The sequence below is a fragment of the Kluyvera sp. CHPC 1.2972 genome (assembly GCF_036759925.1).
Classification (GTDB): Bacteria; Pseudomonadota; Gammaproteobacteria; order Enterobacterales; family Enterobacteriaceae; genus Kluyvera.
Map to the genome: position 1 here is coordinate 110711 of NZ_JAPKIB010000004.1, position 15466 is coordinate 126176.

At 56.9% G+C, this 15466-nt stretch carries 13 protein-coding genes; 7 read left to right on the plus strand and 6 right to left on the minus strand.

Annotation, left to right across the window (positions count from 1 at the left end; genetic code table 11):
* Positions 1-38: 38 nt before the first annotated feature.
* Positions 39-1325 carry an ABC transporter substrate-binding protein gene (locus V6944_RS08825; RefSeq protein ID WP_333498684.1) on the minus strand — a complete coding sequence of 429 codons (1287 nt, stop codon included), beginning with the start codon at positions 1323-1325 and terminating at the stop codon, positions 39-41.
* Between the two features lie 510 nt (positions 1326-1835).
* Here V6944_RS08825 and V6944_RS08830 point away from each other — a divergent pair.
* From V6944_RS08830 to V6944_RS08850, 5 genes are read left to right on the plus strand one after another with little or no spacing between them, the layout of a single operon-like run.
* On the plus strand, positions 1836-3221 hold the full coding sequence (locus V6944_RS08830; RefSeq protein ID WP_333498685.1) for a Cu(I)/Ag(I) efflux RND transporter outer membrane protein: 1386 nt from the start codon (positions 1836-1838) through the stop codon (positions 3219-3221).
* A gap of 24 nt (positions 3222-3245) precedes the next feature.
* Positions 3246-3590: a copper-binding protein gene (locus tag V6944_RS08835; protein WP_333498686.1), complete on the plus strand. Its 345-nt coding sequence runs from the start codon at positions 3246-3248 to the stop codon at positions 3588-3590.
* On the plus strand, positions 3590-4825 hold the full coding sequence (locus V6944_RS08840; protein ID WP_333498687.1) for an efflux RND transporter periplasmic adaptor subunit: 1236 nt from the start codon (positions 3590-3592) through the stop codon (positions 4823-4825). The genes V6944_RS08835 and V6944_RS08840 overlap by 1 nt, the downstream gene beginning before the upstream one ends.
* Before the next feature lie 10 nt (positions 4826-4835).
* Positions 4836-7979 (plus strand): CusA/CzcA family heavy metal efflux RND transporter, encoded by a 3144-nt coding sequence (locus tag V6944_RS08845; RefSeq protein WP_333498688.1) that lies wholly within the window; start codon positions 4836-4838, stop codon positions 7977-7979.
* Positions 7980-8025: 46 nt separating this feature from the next.
* Positions 8026-8664 carry an NAD(P)H-binding protein gene (locus V6944_RS08850; RefSeq protein ID WP_333498689.1) on the plus strand — a complete coding sequence of 213 codons (639 nt, stop codon included), beginning with the start codon at positions 8026-8028 and terminating at the stop codon, positions 8662-8664.
* Between the two features lie 24 nt (positions 8665-8688).
* Here V6944_RS08850 and dolP read toward each other — a convergent pair whose 3' ends face one another.
* From dolP to V6944_RS08870, 4 genes are read right to left on the minus strand one after another with little or no spacing between them, the layout of a single operon-like run.
* Positions 8689-9264, minus strand: a complete 576-nt coding sequence (gene dolP, locus V6944_RS08855; RefSeq protein WP_333498690.1) for a division/outer membrane stress-associated lipid-binding lipoprotein — start codon at positions 9262-9264, stop codon at positions 8689-8691.
* Positions 9265-9273: 9 nt separating this feature from the next.
* The gene (gene diaA, locus V6944_RS08860; RefSeq protein WP_035891056.1) at positions 9274-9864 is read right to left on the minus strand and encodes a DnaA initiator-associating protein DiaA; all 591 of its coding nucleotides are present in this window, start codon (positions 9862-9864) and stop codon (positions 9274-9276) included.
* Positions 9865-9880: 16 nt separating this feature from the next.
* Positions 9881-10270 (minus strand): YraN family protein, encoded by a 390-nt coding sequence (locus V6944_RS08865; protein ID WP_333498691.1) that lies wholly within the window; start codon positions 10268-10270, stop codon positions 9881-9883.
* Complete coding sequence (locus V6944_RS08870) at positions 10228-12321, minus strand: penicillin-binding protein activator (protein WP_333498692.1); 2094 nt, start codon at positions 12319-12321, stop codon at positions 10228-10230. Before V6944_RS08870 ends, V6944_RS08865 begins: the two co-directional genes overlap by 43 nt.
* A 62-nt stretch (positions 12322-12383) precedes the next feature.
* Here V6944_RS08870 and rsmI point away from each other — a divergent pair, with 62 nt between their 5' ends.
* Both rsmI and V6944_RS08880 read left to right on the plus strand, forming a co-directional pair.
* Entirely contained in the window at positions 12384-13247 is an 864-nt protein-coding gene (gene rsmI, locus V6944_RS08875) for a 16S rRNA (cytidine(1402)-2'-O)-methyltransferase (protein WP_333498693.1), read from the plus strand.
* A 2-nt stretch (positions 13248-13249) separates the two neighbouring features.
* A complete protein-coding gene (locus V6944_RS08880; protein ID WP_333498694.1) occupies positions 13250-14251 on the plus strand; it encodes a Fic family protein in 1002 nt (333 codons plus the stop codon).
* 44 nt (positions 14252-14295) lie between these two features.
* Here V6944_RS08880 and V6944_RS08885 read toward each other — a convergent pair whose 3' ends face one another.
* Positions 14296-15462, minus strand: coding sequence for a MalY/PatB family protein (locus V6944_RS08885; RefSeq protein WP_333498695.1), 1167 nt, complete (start codon positions 15460-15462; stop codon positions 14296-14298).
* Between the last annotated feature and the right edge of the window lie 4 nt (positions 15463-15466).

A 15466-nucleotide genomic window follows, 5' to 3' on the forward strand; every position in this document is an offset into this window, starting at 1 on the left:
CCCCGGAGTCGGCGCTGACGGCCTCGTCCGGGCTACATTTATTCCGCCCAGGCGTTCTGGCGCTTCAACTCCTCGTTCACCTTGCCGTTGATCTCCTTCAGCACGGTGGGGATATCGCCGTCGCAGCTGGCGTAGATTTTATTAAAGCCGTCGGCGGTGATTTGCCGCACCGGGATCCAGTTTGGGATCTGCGGCATGTAGCGCCCCTCTTTGGCGTAGGTTTCCGCGAACACTTCCCAGCGCGGATCGTCGTGATAATCCTTGATGTTCAGCGTCTTGTTAATGGGCAGACGGACGATCGGCATTGAAGTGCTATCGGTCGCCATACCGATCTTCTGCCCCTCAGGCGAGATCAAGAACTCAAGGAACCGTTTCGCTGCCGCCTTATGCTGGCTGGTTTTCATCAGGAATGCCGTGGTGCCTTCCGCCATGGAGATGGCACCGCCGGGGCCTGCCGGTGGTGGCACGACGGTGTAAGTCTCTTTGCCCGGATCTTTATCGAACAGCGCGATGTGGTACGGGCCGGAGGAGTACATCCCGGTCTGCCCGGAACGGAACGAGGTGTTGGCATCGGCGGTGGTGTGGTTAATCGCCCCCGGCTGCGCCAGCCCTTCGCACACCATCCCGCGCATAAACGTCATCGCGGTGACCATCTCTTTGCTGTCCAGCGCCGCTTTAAATTTCCCCGGCTGCGTTGCTACCAGGTAGTTCGCTCCCGCCTGCCACAGATAGGAGGACGAGAACGAGCTGGCATAGCCGCGGGTGGTGGCTAACGGCATGGTAAAGCCATAGGTGTCGTTTTTACCGTTGCCGTCCGGGTCGTCATGGGTAAACGCCTTCGCCACGTTTTTCAGCTCCTCCCAGGTAGTAGGGGCTTTTAGGTTGAGCTTATTCAGCCAGTCCTGACGAATAAACAGCGCGTAGGTATGCGCGGAGGTTGGGACGCCGTAATATTTACCGTCCGGCAGCTGGGTGGATTTCCACGCCGCCTCATAGACATCACCGCCGCCCTTTAGCTCGCCCGGCTTAATTTCATCGACGATGCCAAGCTGCACCATCTGGCCGACGATAATCGCATCGTTGAACACCACATCCGGCAGCGCGTTGCCGGTGGCCGCCCGTGCCAGACGCTGGTCGAAGTCGGTCACCGCGTTGAAGTATTTAATCGATATCCCGGTCTCTTTTTTAAACTGGTCCGCAAGCTGTTGGTAAATCACTTTTGAATCGTTGCTGGCGCGGATCCAGACATCCAGTTCTTCGCTGAAAGCATTATGTGAAAGGCTAATTAACAGGGCCAAACCCAGCGCTTTGGTTTTGAATTGCATATATTGACTCCGATTTTTTACGGTAGATATTTGCCATCCCTGAACAGAGGTAAGGATTGGTGAAAAAAGGAACGAAAATGATGATAGGAGCGTGGCAAGGATGAAACAATGTTTCGAAAATGTAATTCCATGAATATCAGATAATTATGTGGTTGAGTTCACAAGGAAAATCAGGCGATATTTACTCTCGAGAATTTAACCGTATGAAAAGATTACCGTTGTCGTTTTGCGCTAAATAAACACGGGGGGGAGCAAGAGAATAAATTCGTGAGCGCGCTAGCCTTTTTCCGTGAAAGCGTGATCGCCAATGAATATTGCAGCAAAAAAGAGCGATTTTTTGGCCCATTATTATTTCCCGCCGCGATTGCGGCTTATTTTTCGCCATGCCGATCACGTCCCACCGCGCGTAAATGACAGCTTTGTCATTAACCTGTCACCGAGCAAACAGAGTCACCTCCGTAAAGTAGCCACATAGCCAGCCCCTTTTGATTCGGCTGAACAGGACGTGACATGTGTAAAGTAAAACAACTGACGCTGATGATGGCGTTCATTCTGGCCGGATGCACCTCGCTGGCGCCGGATTACCGACAGCCGGAAAACGTAGTGCCTCAGCAGTTTTCGCTGTCTCAGAGGACGCTGGTGCCGAGCGGTGGCCAGTGGCAGGAGACCGGCTGGCAGACCTTTTTCGTCGACCCACAGGCGAAACGCCTGATTGATGTCGCCCTGCACAACAACCGTGATTTACGCATGGCGGTGCTGAACGTCGAAGCCGCACGCGCGCAGTACAACGTGACCGACGCCGGCCGCTACCCGCAGCTAAATGGCTCGACGGGCGGAAGCTATGAAGGCGACCTGCAGGGAAAAAACGCCACCACTAAAAGCTATAGCGCGAGCCTGAACCTGAGCTTTGAGCTCGACTTTTTCGGCAAGCTGAAAAACATGAGCGAAGCGGACCGTCAGAGCTTCTTTGCCAGTCAGGCCGCCCAGCGCGCGGCGCAGATTGTGGTGGTGACGAACGTCTCGCAGGCATACTTCAACCAGCGGCGGCTAGCAGCCCAGTTGGCAATAGCCAAAGAGACGCTGCGTAACTACCAGCAGTCCTACGCGTTCGTGGAACAACAGCTGGTTACCGGCAGCACCAACGTGCTGGCGCTGGAGCAGGCGCGCGGAGTGATTGAAAGCACCCGTGCCGATATTGCCCAGCGGGAAGGTGAGCTGGCGCAGGCCAATCATGCGCTGCAGCAGCTGTTGGGCACCTACAACACCCCGCTAAGCGATGACGCGCAGAACGTCACGGCGGTAAAGCCACTGCCGCTGCCAGCTAACCTGCCGTCGACCATTCTGCTTCAGCGTCCGGACATCATGGAGGCCGAGCACCAGCTGCGCGCGGCGGATGCCAATATCGGCGTGGCCCGCGCGGCCTTCTTCCCGTCGATAACGCTAACTAGCGGTATTTCGAGCAGCAGTTCGTCGCTCTCTAGCCTGTTCAATGCGGCCAGCGGCATGTGGAACTTCGTGCCGAAGGTGGATCTGCCCATCTTCAACGCTGGGCGTAACGAGGCCAACCTGGCACTGGCTAACGTGAAGCAGCGTCAGGCGGTGGTGAACTACGAACAGAAAATTCAGGCAGCCTTTAAAGCGGTGGCTGATGCGCTGTCGCTACGCGAGAGCATCGAAGGCCAACTGGTGGCGCAGCAGCGTTATTTAGCGTCGCTGCAAATTACTCTGCAGCGCGCCCGCGGATTATATGCCAGCGGTGCGGTGAGCTATATCGAAGTGCTCGATGCCGAGCGCGCTATCTTCACCACACAGCAGGCGATCCTCGATTTACTTTATTCCCAACAGGTTAACGAAATTAATCTATTCACCGCACTTGGTGGCGGCTGGAAAGCGTAACCCTTTATTCAGGAGATTCTCGATATGCGTAACGTAACGATGCTGGTTGGCGGAATGTTGATGGCGATGACGCTGAACGTTCAGGCCGCCGAAATGCAGCATGACGGACATGGCCAGATGATGGAAATGAAGACCCAGCAGGCGGTTATTCAGGGTACCGGCGTGGTGCAGTCCGTGGATAAAGCGGCGAAAAAAATCACCATCGCCCACGAAGCGATTCCCGCCATTGGCTGGCCAGCGATGACCATGCGCTTTACCTATACCGCGCCCACCGAAGCGATTAATCAGCTGAAAGAGGGGAGTCACGTGAACTTCTCCTTTATTCAGCAGGGGAACATCTCGCTGCTCCAGGATATTAAGTCAATCTGATGGCTAAATTAAAATATACGGCCGCCATTGTCTGTAGCCTGATTATTGGCGGCCTGGCGACGGCGGCGATAAGCCGCTTTATGGCGCCGAACGCCGAGGCTGAATCTCAGCCTACCGAGCGTAAGGTGCTGTACTGGTACGATCCGATGAAGCCCGACGTGCGCTTCGATAAGCCGGGTAAATCGCCGTTTATGGACATGGACCTGGTGGCGAAATACGCCGATGAGGGCGGGGATGCGCAGTCGAGCGGCGTCCGTATCGACCCCACTCAGGTGCACAACCTGGGGCTGCGTACGGAGAAAGTCAGCAAGGGCCGCCTCAACTATGGTCAGACTCTTCCCGCGAACGTCAGCTACAACGAATACCAGTTTGTGATTGTCCAGGCGCGCGCCGAAGGGTTTATCGAAAAGGTCTCCCCGCTGACGGTGGGCGACAAAGTGCGTAAGGGCACGCCGCTGGTTGAGGTCACCATTCCTTCGTGGGTGGAAGCGCAGAGCGAATACCTGCTGCTGGCGAACTCAGGCGGCACGGCAAGCCAGCTTGATGGCGTGCTGGAACGTCTGCGGCTGGCGGGTATGCCGGAAGCGGATATCCAGCGGATGCGTAGCACACGCCGCGTACAGACGCGCTTTACCCTTACCGCGCCTATCGACGGCGTGCTGACAGCCTTTAGCCTGAAAAGCGGCATGAACATCGCCAAAGACAGCGTGGTGGCGCAGATTCAGGGCATGGACCCGGTGTGGATCACCGCCGCCGTGCCGGAGTCGATCGCTTATCTGCTCAAAGACTCCACCCAGTTTACGGTGGCGATTCCGGCCTACCCCGACAAAACCTTCCCGATCCAGAAATGGTCTATCCTGCCGAGCGTCGATCAAACTACGCGCACGCTGCAGGTGCGTTTGCAGGTCAATAACCCGGATGAACTGCTGAAGCCGGGGATGAACGCCTACCTGAAGCTGAACGCGCAAAGCGACGAGATGCTGCTGATCCCGTCTCAGGCGGTGATTGATACCGGCGATGAGCAGCGGGTGATTACGGTGGCGAGCAACGGCGAATTTGTGCCGAAAAAAATCCAGGTGCTGCATGAATCGCAGCATCAGGCCGGCATTGGCGCAGGTTTATCGGAAGGGGAATCGGTGGTGCTGAACGGCCTGTTCCTGATTGATTCCGAAGCCAATATCAGCGGCGCGCTGGACAGAATGCGGCATACCGCCGACGCCCACGCCGGGCATTAAGGAGACGGTGATGATTGAATGGATTATCCGGCGCTCGGTCGCCAACCGTTTTCTGGTGATGATGGGCGTGCTGTTTTTAAGCGTCTGGGGCGCCTGGACTATCGTCAATACGCCGGTGGATGCGCTGCCGGACCTCTCTGATGTACAGGTGATCGTCAAAACCAGCTATCCGGGGCAGGCGCCGCAGATTGTCGAAAATCAGGTGACCTACCCGCTCACCACCACCATGCTGTCGGTGCCGGGAGCGAAAACGGTGCGCGGTTTCTCGCAGTTTGGCGACTCCTACGTGTACGTGATTTTTGAGGACGGCACCGACCTCTACTGGGCGCGCTCGCGCGTGCTGGAGTACCTCAATCAGGTGCAGGGCAAGCTGCCACAGGGCGTCAGTTCGGAGATTGGCCCGGACGCCACCGGCGTGGGCTGGATCTTTGAATATGCGCTGGTGGACAAAAGCGGCAAGCACGACCTTGCCGAACTGCGCTCGTTGCAGGACTGGTTCCTCAAATATGAGCTGAAAACCATTCCTAACGTGGCGGAAGTGGCCTCCGTTGGCGGCGTGGTGAAGCAGTATCAGGTGCAGGTCGACCCGATGAAGCTTGCCCAATACGGCATCAGTCTTAGCGATGTGAAGCAGGCGCTGACCACCTCCAACCAGGAGGCGGGCGGTTCATCGGTGGAGATGGCCGAAGCGGAATATATGGTACGCGCCACCGGCTATCTCAAAAGCCTGGAAGACTTTAACCATATCGTCCTGAAGGCCGAAGTGAACGGCGTACCGGTCTACCTGAAAGACGTGGCGCGGGTGCAGGTCGGCCCGGAAATGCGCCGTGGTATTGCTGAAATGAACGGCGAGGGTGAAGTCGCGGGCGGCGTGGTGCTGCTGCGCTCGGGCAAGAACGCCCGTGAAGTGATTTCGGCGGTGAAAGAGAAGCTCGCCTCGTTGCAAAAAAGCCTGCCGGAAGGGGTTGAGGTGGTCACCACCTACGACCGCAGCCAACTGATTGACCGGGCCATCGACAACCTGCGCTCCAAGCTGATTGAAGAATTTATCGTGGTGGCGGTGGTCTGCGCGCTGTTCCTCTGGCACGTGCGCTCGGCGCTGGTGGCGATCGTCTCGCTGCCGCTGGGGCTGTGCATCGCCTTTATCGTGATGCATTTCCAGGGACTGAACGCCAACATCATGTCGCTGGGCGGGATCGCCATTGCCGTCGGCGCGATGGTGGATGCGGCGATCGTGATGATCGAGAACGCCCACAAGCGGCTCGAACACTGGCAGGAGGCGCATCCCGATGAACCGATGGATAACGCTACCCGCTGGAAAGAGATCACCGATGCGGCGGTGGAGGTGGGGCCGGCGCTGTTTATCAGCCTGCTGATTATCACGCTGTCGTTTATTCCGATCTTCACCCTCGAAGGGCAGGAAGGGCGCCTGTTTGGCCCGCTGGCGTTTACCAAAACCTACGCCATGGCGGGGGCGGCGGCGCTGGCAATCGTGGTGATCCCTATCCTGATGGGCTTTTGGATCAAAGGTAAGATCCCAGCGGAATCGCGGAATCCGTTGAACCGCTTCCTGATTGCGATCTACCACCCGCTGCTGCTGAAGGTGCTGAAGTGGCCGAAGTTCACCTTGCTGGTGGCACTGCTGTCAATCTTCACCGTGCTGTGGCCGCTTAGCAAAGTGGGCGGTGAGTTTCTGCCGAAAATTAACGAAGGCGACCTGCTGTATATGCCTTCGACGCTACCGGGGATTTCACCGGGGCAGGCAGCGGTGCTGCTGCAACAGACCGATAAGCTGATTAAGACGGTGCCGGAAGTGGCCTCGGTGTTTGGTAAATCCGGGAAAGCGGAAACCGCCACCGACTCCGCGCCGCTGGAGATGATTGAAACCACCATCCAGCTCAAGCCTCAAGATCAGTGGCGGCCGGGGATGACGCTCGACAAGATTATCGACGAGCTGGATGCCACCGTGCGGCTGCCGGGGCTGGCGAACCTGTGGGTGCCGCCGATTCGTAACCGTATTGATATGCTCTCCACCGGGATTAAAAGCCCGATTGGGATCAAGGTTTCCGGTACGTCGCTGGCGGATATTGATGAAGCCGCCCAGCGTATTGAAACGGTGGCCAAAACCGTGCCGGGCGTGGTCTCCGCACTGGCTGAACGGCTGGAGGGCGGGCGCTATATTGACGTTGATATCAACCGGGAGAAAGCCGCGCGTTACGGTATGACGGTGGGTGATGTGCAGCTGTTTGTCTCGTCGGCAATCGGCGGGGCGACGGTGGGGGAAACGGTGGAAGGCGTAGCGCGCTATCCTATCAATATCCGCTATCCACAAGGTTTCCGCGATGGCCCGACGGCACTGCGCCAGCTGCCGATTCTCACGCCGACGAAGCAGCAAATCACGCTCGGCGATGTGGCTGACGTGAAGGTGGTTTCCGGCCCGACGATGCTGAAAACCGAGAACGCGCGCCCGGCGAGCTGGATTTACATTGATGCCCGTGACCGCGACATGGTCTCCGTCGTGCATGACCTGCAAACGGCGATTAGCCGCAGTGTAACCCTGAAACCGGGCATCAGCGTGGCGTTTTCCGGGCAGTTTGAGCTGCTGGAACATGCCAATAAGAAACTCAAGCTGATGGTGCCGATGACGGTGATGATTATCTTCATCCTGCTCTATCTGGCCTTCCGCCGGGTGGATGAAGCATTGCTGATTCTGATGAGCCTGCCGTTTGCGCTGGTGGGCGGCATCTGGTTCCTCTACTGGCAAGGGTTCCATATGTCGGTGGCAACGGGAACCGGGTTTATCGCCCTGGCGGGGGTGGCGGCGGAGTTTGGCGTGGTGATGCTGATGTATCTGCGTCATGCGATTGAAGCCGAACCGCGGCTGCAAAAGGCCGACACCTTTAGCCCGCAGGCGCTGGACGAGGCGCTGTATCATGGGGCCGTGCTGCGCGTGCGGCCAAAAGCGATGACGGTGGCCGTGATTATTGCCGGGCTATTGCCCATACTATGGGGAGCCGGGGCCGGTTCCGAAGTGATGAGCCGCATTGCCGCGCCGATGATTGGTGGCATGATCACCGCGCCGCTGCTGTCACTGTTTATCATTCCGGCGGCCTATAAATTGATATGGTTGCATCGCCATCGACGCAGCCGATAAGGTAGCCCGGCCGAGCTTTGCGACGCCGGGAATACACGGAGACTCCATGCACCACGTCCTCATTACCGGTGCCACCGGCCTTGTTGGTGGGCACTTACTTAACCTGCTTCGCCGGGAATCACAGGTGGAATCCATCGTCGCGCCCACACGTCATCCGCTGGAGCACGCCTTTGGGATCGTCAATCCACATGACCCCGATCTCAGTGCGGCGCTGACGAAGGTCACCTCGCCTGTCGATACCGTTTTCTGCTGCCTCGGCACCACGATCCGCGATGCGGGTTCGAAGGCCGCTTTCCGCCACGTCGACTACGATTTAGTGCTGGAAACCGCCCGGGCCGGCCTGCGGCTGGGCGGACAGCAGTTGCTGGTGGTTAGCGCGATGGGCGCAAACGCGAACTCCCCCTTTTTCTACAATCGGGTGAAGGGAGAAATGGAAGCGGCGCTGATAGACCAGGGCTGGCCGCGGCTGGTGATTGCTCGGCCTTCAATGTTGCTCGGCCAACGCGGTACGCCACGCCTGAACGAGCGTCTGCTGGCTCCGCTGTTTAGCCTGCTGCCGGGGAACGGGAAGGCGATTGAAGCACACGATGTGGCGAAAGCGATGCTGAGAGAAGCCAGACACCCTGACACGGCACCGGTTAAGGTGTTGTCGTCGAGTAAACTAAGGGAAATCGCCCGGCAGTGAGCCTGCCGGGCGGAGAGTAAGGACTTACTGGATGAAGGTGAACGCGGTGGTGACGCGCTTCACGCCGCTCACGCGGCTGGCAATATCGGCCGCGGCTTTACCTTCGCGGTCGGTGACCAGACCCATCAGGAACACTTCACCGTTTTCGGTGGTGGCCTTCACGTTAGAGGATTTCACCTGATCGCTCGCCAGCAGCTGGGAGCGGACTTTGGTGGTAATCCAGGTGTCGGAAGAGGACGTACCGAGGCTAATCGGCTGGCCCTGACGCACTTCGTTGAACACTTCAGTTGCGCCATCAACGCCAACGGCGATCTGCTTCGCACGAGTAGCAAGGCTCAGGTCCGGCGTCTGACCGGTCAGCAGCACTTTACCCTGGTAGGCGGTTACGTTAATGCGCGCCTCTTTCTTAATTTGCGCATCTTTTGACAGGGCGCTGTTCACGCGAACTTCCAGCGTGCTGTCATCCACCTGAGTTCCCACCGTTCGCGGGTCAGTTGCGGCCTTGGTACCGACTGCAGCCGTGCCGACAACGGCGGCTGCAATACATCCCTGGAGCAGCAGTGCGGAAATAAGGACCGCGAGGGTCGAAATCACCTTCATTTGTTCTCCTTAGTCGTCCTGGTGTGGGAAAAGGGTGTTATCAATCAAATCACACAGACAGTTTACCGTGAGCATGTGCATCTCCTGGATACGGGCGCTGCGGTGCGACGGAATGCGGATCTCCACATCCTGTTGACCGAGCAGGCCTGCCAGTTCGCCGCCGTCATAGCCGGTTAGAGCGACGATAGTCATGTCACGCGTGACAGCCGCTTCTACCGCTTTGACGATATCGCGACTGTTGCCACGGGTTGAAATAGCCAGCAGAACATCACCAGCGTGGCCCAGCGCACGCACCTGCTTGGCATAGATTTCATCATGCAGGCGATCGTTCGCTATTGCCGTTAAGACCACATTATCGGAATTAAGTGCAATCGCAGGTAAACCGGGACGCTCTGTTTCATAACGGTTAATCATGCAGGCAGCAAAATGCTGTGCGTTGGCAGCAGATGAACCGTTACCACAACAGAGAATTTTGTTGCCATTCAGCAGCGACTGTACCAGGGTCATCGCAGCTCGGGAGATAGCGTCCGGGAGCGCTTCCGCCGCGGCGATTTGGGTTTGAATGCTTTCGGTGAAGCACACTTTGATTCTTTCGAGCACGATATCCCTTTACATTCTATGAGCTAAAAGCGTTTGAAAACCATTCGATTTCATTGCCCGTGAAGGCTATCACATCGAAACGGCAATCCACAGTGTCAAAACTCCCATTGTGGCGGGCAAGCCACAAGCGGGCAGTTTGTAGCAGTTTGTTTTGTTTGCTCCGGGTTACGCTGGCGGCAGCACCGCCGTAAAACCCCGAACTGCGATAGCGAACTTCCACGAAAACCGTGACCGTCCCTTCCCGCATAATCAAATCAATTTCGCCGCAGCGCTCGCGCACGTTGGCGGCGATAAACGCCAGTCCTTGGCCTTCAAGCCAGCGACGCGCGCGCTGTTCCGCGGTGTCGCCAACCTGTTTTGTCGTTAACTGGCGGGAACTACCTGCCCCTGCTGGTATTTGAGCCATGATAACTTCCTGTTAATCACGCAGTCCTGAGTGGCGCTGAGATCGCCGGTATTGCCGTTCAGCTCAAAGCCTGGCACGCCGCGCATCTGCGCGAAGTGATTAGCCAACGCCCAGGCATCAGCCCCCATGGCGTACAGACGCGCCAGGGAATAGTCATTGTTCACCGCGCGCAGCGCCTGCTGCATCAGCGCCGGGTTGCTGCCAGCAAGCATGGGGATTTCGCTGTACTGCAGGCCTTCCATCTCCAGACGGAAATCCGGGCCAGCGGTACCCTGTGCGCTGCGGGAGCTGGCGTACAGCATCGCGCCGCTCTGGCTGCCGTTACGCATCGCAATCATCGGTTTGATAAAGGCGATCTCTTCCGGGGTTGCCAGAATATAGGCCGCGTCTACTTTGTTGCTGCCGGTGATTTGCGCGTCGGTCGGTGCGGCTGGAATGGTCAGATTACCGATGGTGACGCCCTGCGGCTGAGACTGCGCGGAGATAACCGGGGTGCCGGACAGCGAGATACCGGAGCCGCCGTTTACGCCGCCTTTCAGCTCGGACAGTGAACCAAATTTCTGCTGTAAGACCGTTCCACCACCGACTTTGTGCCACTCGTCAGCAAAGGCTTGGGTGACGCGATCGCCGAGGGCGCTACGCGGCATCAGCAGCAGCGGAGACTGTTTGCCCTGATCGTGAATATGACGCGCCGCATCGCGGGCTTCATCTTCTGGCGACAGCGCAAAGTAGCAGACGTTAGCACGGTTGCTTACCGCTTCCGGCTGGTTCAGCGCCAGCACGTTCAGCGTGGTGTTGCTTTTCATCAGCTCTTCAACGTTGTTTTTCAGCAGCGGGCCAACCACCAGGCTGACGCCGTCCTGCTGGGCCTGCGCCAGGATCTGGTTCAGCGGTTGGGAAGAGGTGTCGTAGATTTTCAGCTCTGCCGATGGGTTTGCTGCCACGCTTGCGACGGGCTGTACTGCCGGTGTTTGAGCAGGAGCCGCCTCGGCCGCTGGTGCCTGAGCCGCAGGCGAGGCTGCGTTGTTGGCCTGCGCGGCCTGAACTGGGGCCGCTGCTGGCGCCTGAACCGGTGCCTGGCTTTGCGGCGTGGTCAGGTCACTGACTTCCGCCTGCGATGGGCTCACCACGGCGGTGGTTGCTGCCTGCGCGACCTGTTCCGGTACCGCGCTGCCGCTTACCGGCATGGTGCCGTTCTTCGCCGCTTCAAAGCCTTGCTGGATGGTTCGGCCAAACACCGCTGCCTGGCCGTTTAACGGCAATAGCAGGGCGATTTTGTTGACCGACGCTGGCTTAAAGTTCTGTACGTTCGCCAGCTGCGACGGCAGCACTTTCGCGCCAGGGTTCTGCGGATAGCGGGTCTGCCAGTCTTTAATACCGGCCTTCAGCATATCGGGATCGTTACGGTTATCGAACCAGACACGCTGCAGATCGAGCCAGCCTTGCAGCACGTTTTCATCCGCATTGATCACCAGCGCGTTGGCCTGCTCCTGGGTCATAGAGGAAAGTGCCTGCCAGGTGGTATCGCTGTTTTGCTGTCTTTCGGGCTGAGTGGTCAGCAGCGGTGCCTGGGCAATCAGGGCGCGAAGCAGCGTCAGGGACGGTTTACCCTGCTCGGCACTGATGGCGTCCTGCCAGAAACGTGCCTGCAGCGCCGTGTCGAAATCATCGGCTTTCAGCTTTTGCAGCAGCGCCTGTGCGCCAGCGTAATCTTTCTGCGCCAGCTTCAGTTCAACCGCTAACAGCGCCTGTTCCTGACGCTGGGCAGCGTTCAGCTGCTGCGGCAGCTGATTGAACAGCTCCAGCGCCTGCTGGCTCTTGCCTTCCTTCAGCAATGAACGAATGGCGAGTAATTGCCAGTTGGTCTTGCTATCATTCGAGCTTTGCTGCATCTGCTGCAGATAAAAGCCGGAGTCAGCCTGCGTCGCGCCCTGAAGTTGGGCTGCACTCTGATCGGGGGCCTGGGTGCCACAGCCTGCAAACAGCAGCGCTGCCAGGACGACCGGCAGACAGCGCGCGGCTTTCATACGAGAAAATGTTGAGGGTACCATTCTGTATCCAGTAATATTTTTTACGCAATGCTCAATATTAAATCGGCAATACGGACGAAACAATGAAACAACACGAATCGGCGGATAATTCTCAAGGCCAACTCTTTATTGTACCTACTCCTATCGGAAATTTGGCTGATATTACCCAACGAGCGCTCGAAGTATTGCAAGCTGTTGATTTAATTGCGGCTGAAGACACCCGTCATACAGGTTTATTGCTGCAACACTTCGCCATTAACGCCCGTTTGTTTGCCTTACACGATCACAATGAGCAACAAAAAGCGGAAACGCTGGTGGCGAAACTGAAGGAAGGGCAGAACATCGCGCTGGTTTCTGACGCCGGAACGCCGCTTATCAACGACCCTGGCTACCATCTGGTGCGTACCTGTCGCGAAGCGGGTATCCGCGTGGTGCCGCTGCCGGGCCCATGTGCGGCGATCGCTGCCCTGAGTGCTGCCGGCCTGCCATCTGACCGCTTCTGCTATGAAGGCTTCCTGCCTGCGAAATCAAAAGGTCGTCGCGATACGCTGAAGGCTATCGAAACTGAACCACGCACGCTGATTTACTACGAATCCACCCACCGTCTGCTCGACAGCCTGGAAGATATGGTCGCCGTCTGGGGGGAATCCCGCTACGTGGTGCTGGCGCGCGAGCTGACCAAAACCTGGGAAACCATTCACGGTGCGCCGGTAGGCGAGCTACTGGCGTGGGTGAAAGAAGATGAAAACCGCCGTAAAGGCGAGATGGTGCTGATTGTAGAAGGGCACAAAGCGCATGAAGACGAACTGCCTGCCGATGCGCTGCGCACCCTGGCGCTGTTACAGGCTGAACTGCCGCTGAAGAAGGCGGCGGCGCTGGCGGCGGAAATCCACGGCGTGAAGAAGAATGCGCTGTATAAGTATGCACTGGAGCAGCAGGGGGAGTAAGGGTGAGCGCCTACCAACCACCGTTTGTTATTAGCCCAGGAATACTCAGCCAGGTTGTTGAGATTGGCGAGTTAATGGGCCATTGGGCTTCGATGGCGGGTCGGGCATCTCCTTTGCTGCGTAAAGAAAACCGAATACGTACTATTCAGGCTTCGTTGGCCATTGAGCACAACTCCCTCACCGCCGGGCAGGTCACTGCGTTGATGGAGGGAAAGCGAGTACTGGCACCCGCGAAAGATATCCAGGAAGTCAGAAATGCCCTTCTGGCTTATGACCATATGCCGGAATGGAAAAGCCATCGTTTACCGGATTTGCTTAAAGCGCATCGGATCTTAATGACGGGGCTGGTTGATGCCCCCGGTCAGCTACGTGCAGGCGATGTCGGTGTCTATCGTGGTCAGAAACTGGTCCATATGGCACCACCCGCCTCGCAAATTGCACGTTTGATAGATGAACTGCTGCAGTGGTTGAAAACAACGGATATTCATCCGTTAATTACGAGCGCAGTGTTCCACTATGAGTTCGAATTTATTCACCCTTTTGCCGATGGTAACGGACGGATGGGGCGCCTGTGGCAGACGCTGATTCTCAGCGAGTGGCGTAGTGAGCTTGGTTGGTTGCCTGTCGAAACGCTCATTCACTATCAGCAAGATCGTTATTATCACGTGCTGGGGCAGTGCGATCGCCAGAGTGATTGCACGTTGTTTATTGCGTTTATGCTGGAAAACATCGCTGCGGCACTGAAAGAAGGTTTGGAAAAAACGACGGCAATGTCGGTAGAAATGTCGGAAGAAATGTCGGAAGAAAGTGTCATTGATCTCACGGCAATCGAAAAACAGATTTTACAAATGCTATCTGTCAGGCCTGAGAGCTCGGCAAAGACGCTGGCCCAGGAGTGTGGCGTTTCAACGAGAACGATTGAACGATACCTTAAGACATTGCAGCAAAAAGGGGCGCTACAACGTGTTGGCGCCACTAAAGGTGGCGTCTGGCGGGTATGTTAGTTTCTGCAAAAACCACACCCTCAGGGTGTGGTTTTTACGTAATACTAGCTTTGCATCCTTTCTATCGCACGCTCCAGCCAGTACCGCTGTGTACCGAAGTTAATGCGAATAAAGCGTTCCCCATCCTGAACATAATGGCTACCGTCTTCAATGATCACCCCCGCGTGCCGAGCATAGTGATTCACTACTTCAGTTGCGGTGCGCCCGTTGCCGCTAACATCAATCCACGCCAGATAAGATGACTCCGGCGTCATCATTTTCCATTCCGGGAAATGCGTCTGAATGGCATCGGCAAGATAGTGGGCGTTACTCCGTAAATAGCCATTGAGCGCATCAAGCCACGGCAGCCCATGCTGGTAGGCAAGCGTAATCCCCCATACGCCAAAAATATTCGGAGAGGTAATCGAGTTCTGTTCCAGGCGCTGACGGAAGCGCGCTCTCAGATGCTTGTCCGGGATGATGGAGTAAGAGGTTTTTAGCCCACCCAGGTTAAACGCCTTATTGGGTGAGGTGAGCAGGATGAGATTATCCTGCGCGGCGCAGCCGGAGGCCAGACAACTGGTAAACTCCCCTTCCAGAAGGTGCTCAGCGTGAACCTCATCAACCACCAGAATAACGCCATAGCGTTGGCATAAATCAGATGCCTGACGAATTTCACCCAGTGTCCAGATACGCCCGGACGGATTATGCGGAGAGCACAGGAACCACAGTTTAGGCTTGTGCTGCTTAAGCTGGGTTTCGATAAGCGTAAAGTCCAGATGATAGCGGTTATCTTCAATCTTCAGTGGATTCGCCAGAACCTGCACGCCCTGGCGCTGCGTTGCCATGGCGAAAGGATCGTAAACCGGCGTATTCATCATGACGCTATCGCCCGCCTGGCAAAAGGCCTGCACCAGATAGTGCAGCGTCGAGACGGTGCCATAAGTGAGCGTTATCCAGTCGCGTTCGACGTTGACGTGATGGTGGTCGCGCTGGAACCCGATCACGGCATCGTAAAATTCATCAAAGCTGTAGGTGTAGCCAAAGGTCCCGTGCTCAACAATACGCTGGAAGCCTTCGATAACCGCAGGAGGTGACGTAAAATCCATGTCGGCAATCCATAGCGGAATAAAATCCTGTGGGACTTCCCCGAAGCGAGAGCAGACAAATTGGTGATCCCATTTACGACACTTGTCGCTTTTACGCTCGATGATTTTGTCGAAATCGAACATGGCT

Bases quoted from the DNA above. Each gene is read 5' to 3' on its own strand.
- V6944_RS08825 (WP_333498684.1), bottom strand. From the start codon at position 1,325: ATGCAATTCAAAACCAAAGCGCTGGGTTTGGCCCTGTTAATTAGCCTT.
- V6944_RS08830 (WP_333498685.1), top strand. From the start codon at position 1,836: ATGTGTAAAGTAAAACAACTGACGCTGATGATGGCGTTCATTCTGGCC.
- V6944_RS08835 (WP_333498686.1), top strand. From the start codon at position 3,246: ATGCGTAACGTAACGATGCTGGTTGGCGGAATGTTGATGGCGATGACG.
- V6944_RS08840 (WP_333498687.1), top strand. From the start codon at position 3,590: ATGGCTAAATTAAAATATACGGCCGCCATTGTCTGTAGCCTGATTATT.
- V6944_RS08845 (WP_333498688.1), top strand. From the start codon at position 4,836: ATGATTGAATGGATTATCCGGCGCTCGGTCGCCAACCGTTTTCTGGTG.
- V6944_RS08850 (WP_333498689.1), top strand. From the start codon at position 8,026: ATGCACCACGTCCTCATTACCGGTGCCACCGGCCTTGTTGGTGGGCAC.
- dolP (WP_333498690.1), bottom strand. From the start codon at position 9,264: ATGAAGGTGATTTCGACCCTCGCGGTCCTTATTTCCGCACTGCTGCTC.
- V6944_RS08865 (WP_333498691.1), bottom strand. From the start codon at position 10,270: ATGGCTCAAATACCAGCAGGGGCAGGTAGTTCCCGCCAGTTAACGACA.
- V6944_RS08870 (WP_333498692.1), bottom strand. From the start codon at position 12,321: ATGGTACCCTCAACATTTTCTCGTATGAAAGCCGCGCGCTGTCTGCCG.
- rsmI (WP_333498693.1), top strand. From the start codon at position 12,384: ATGAAACAACACGAATCGGCGGATAATTCTCAAGGCCAACTCTTTATT.
- V6944_RS08885 (WP_333498695.1), bottom strand. From the start codon at position 15,462: ATGTTCGATTTCGACAAAATCATCGAGCGTAAAAGCGACAAGTGTCGT.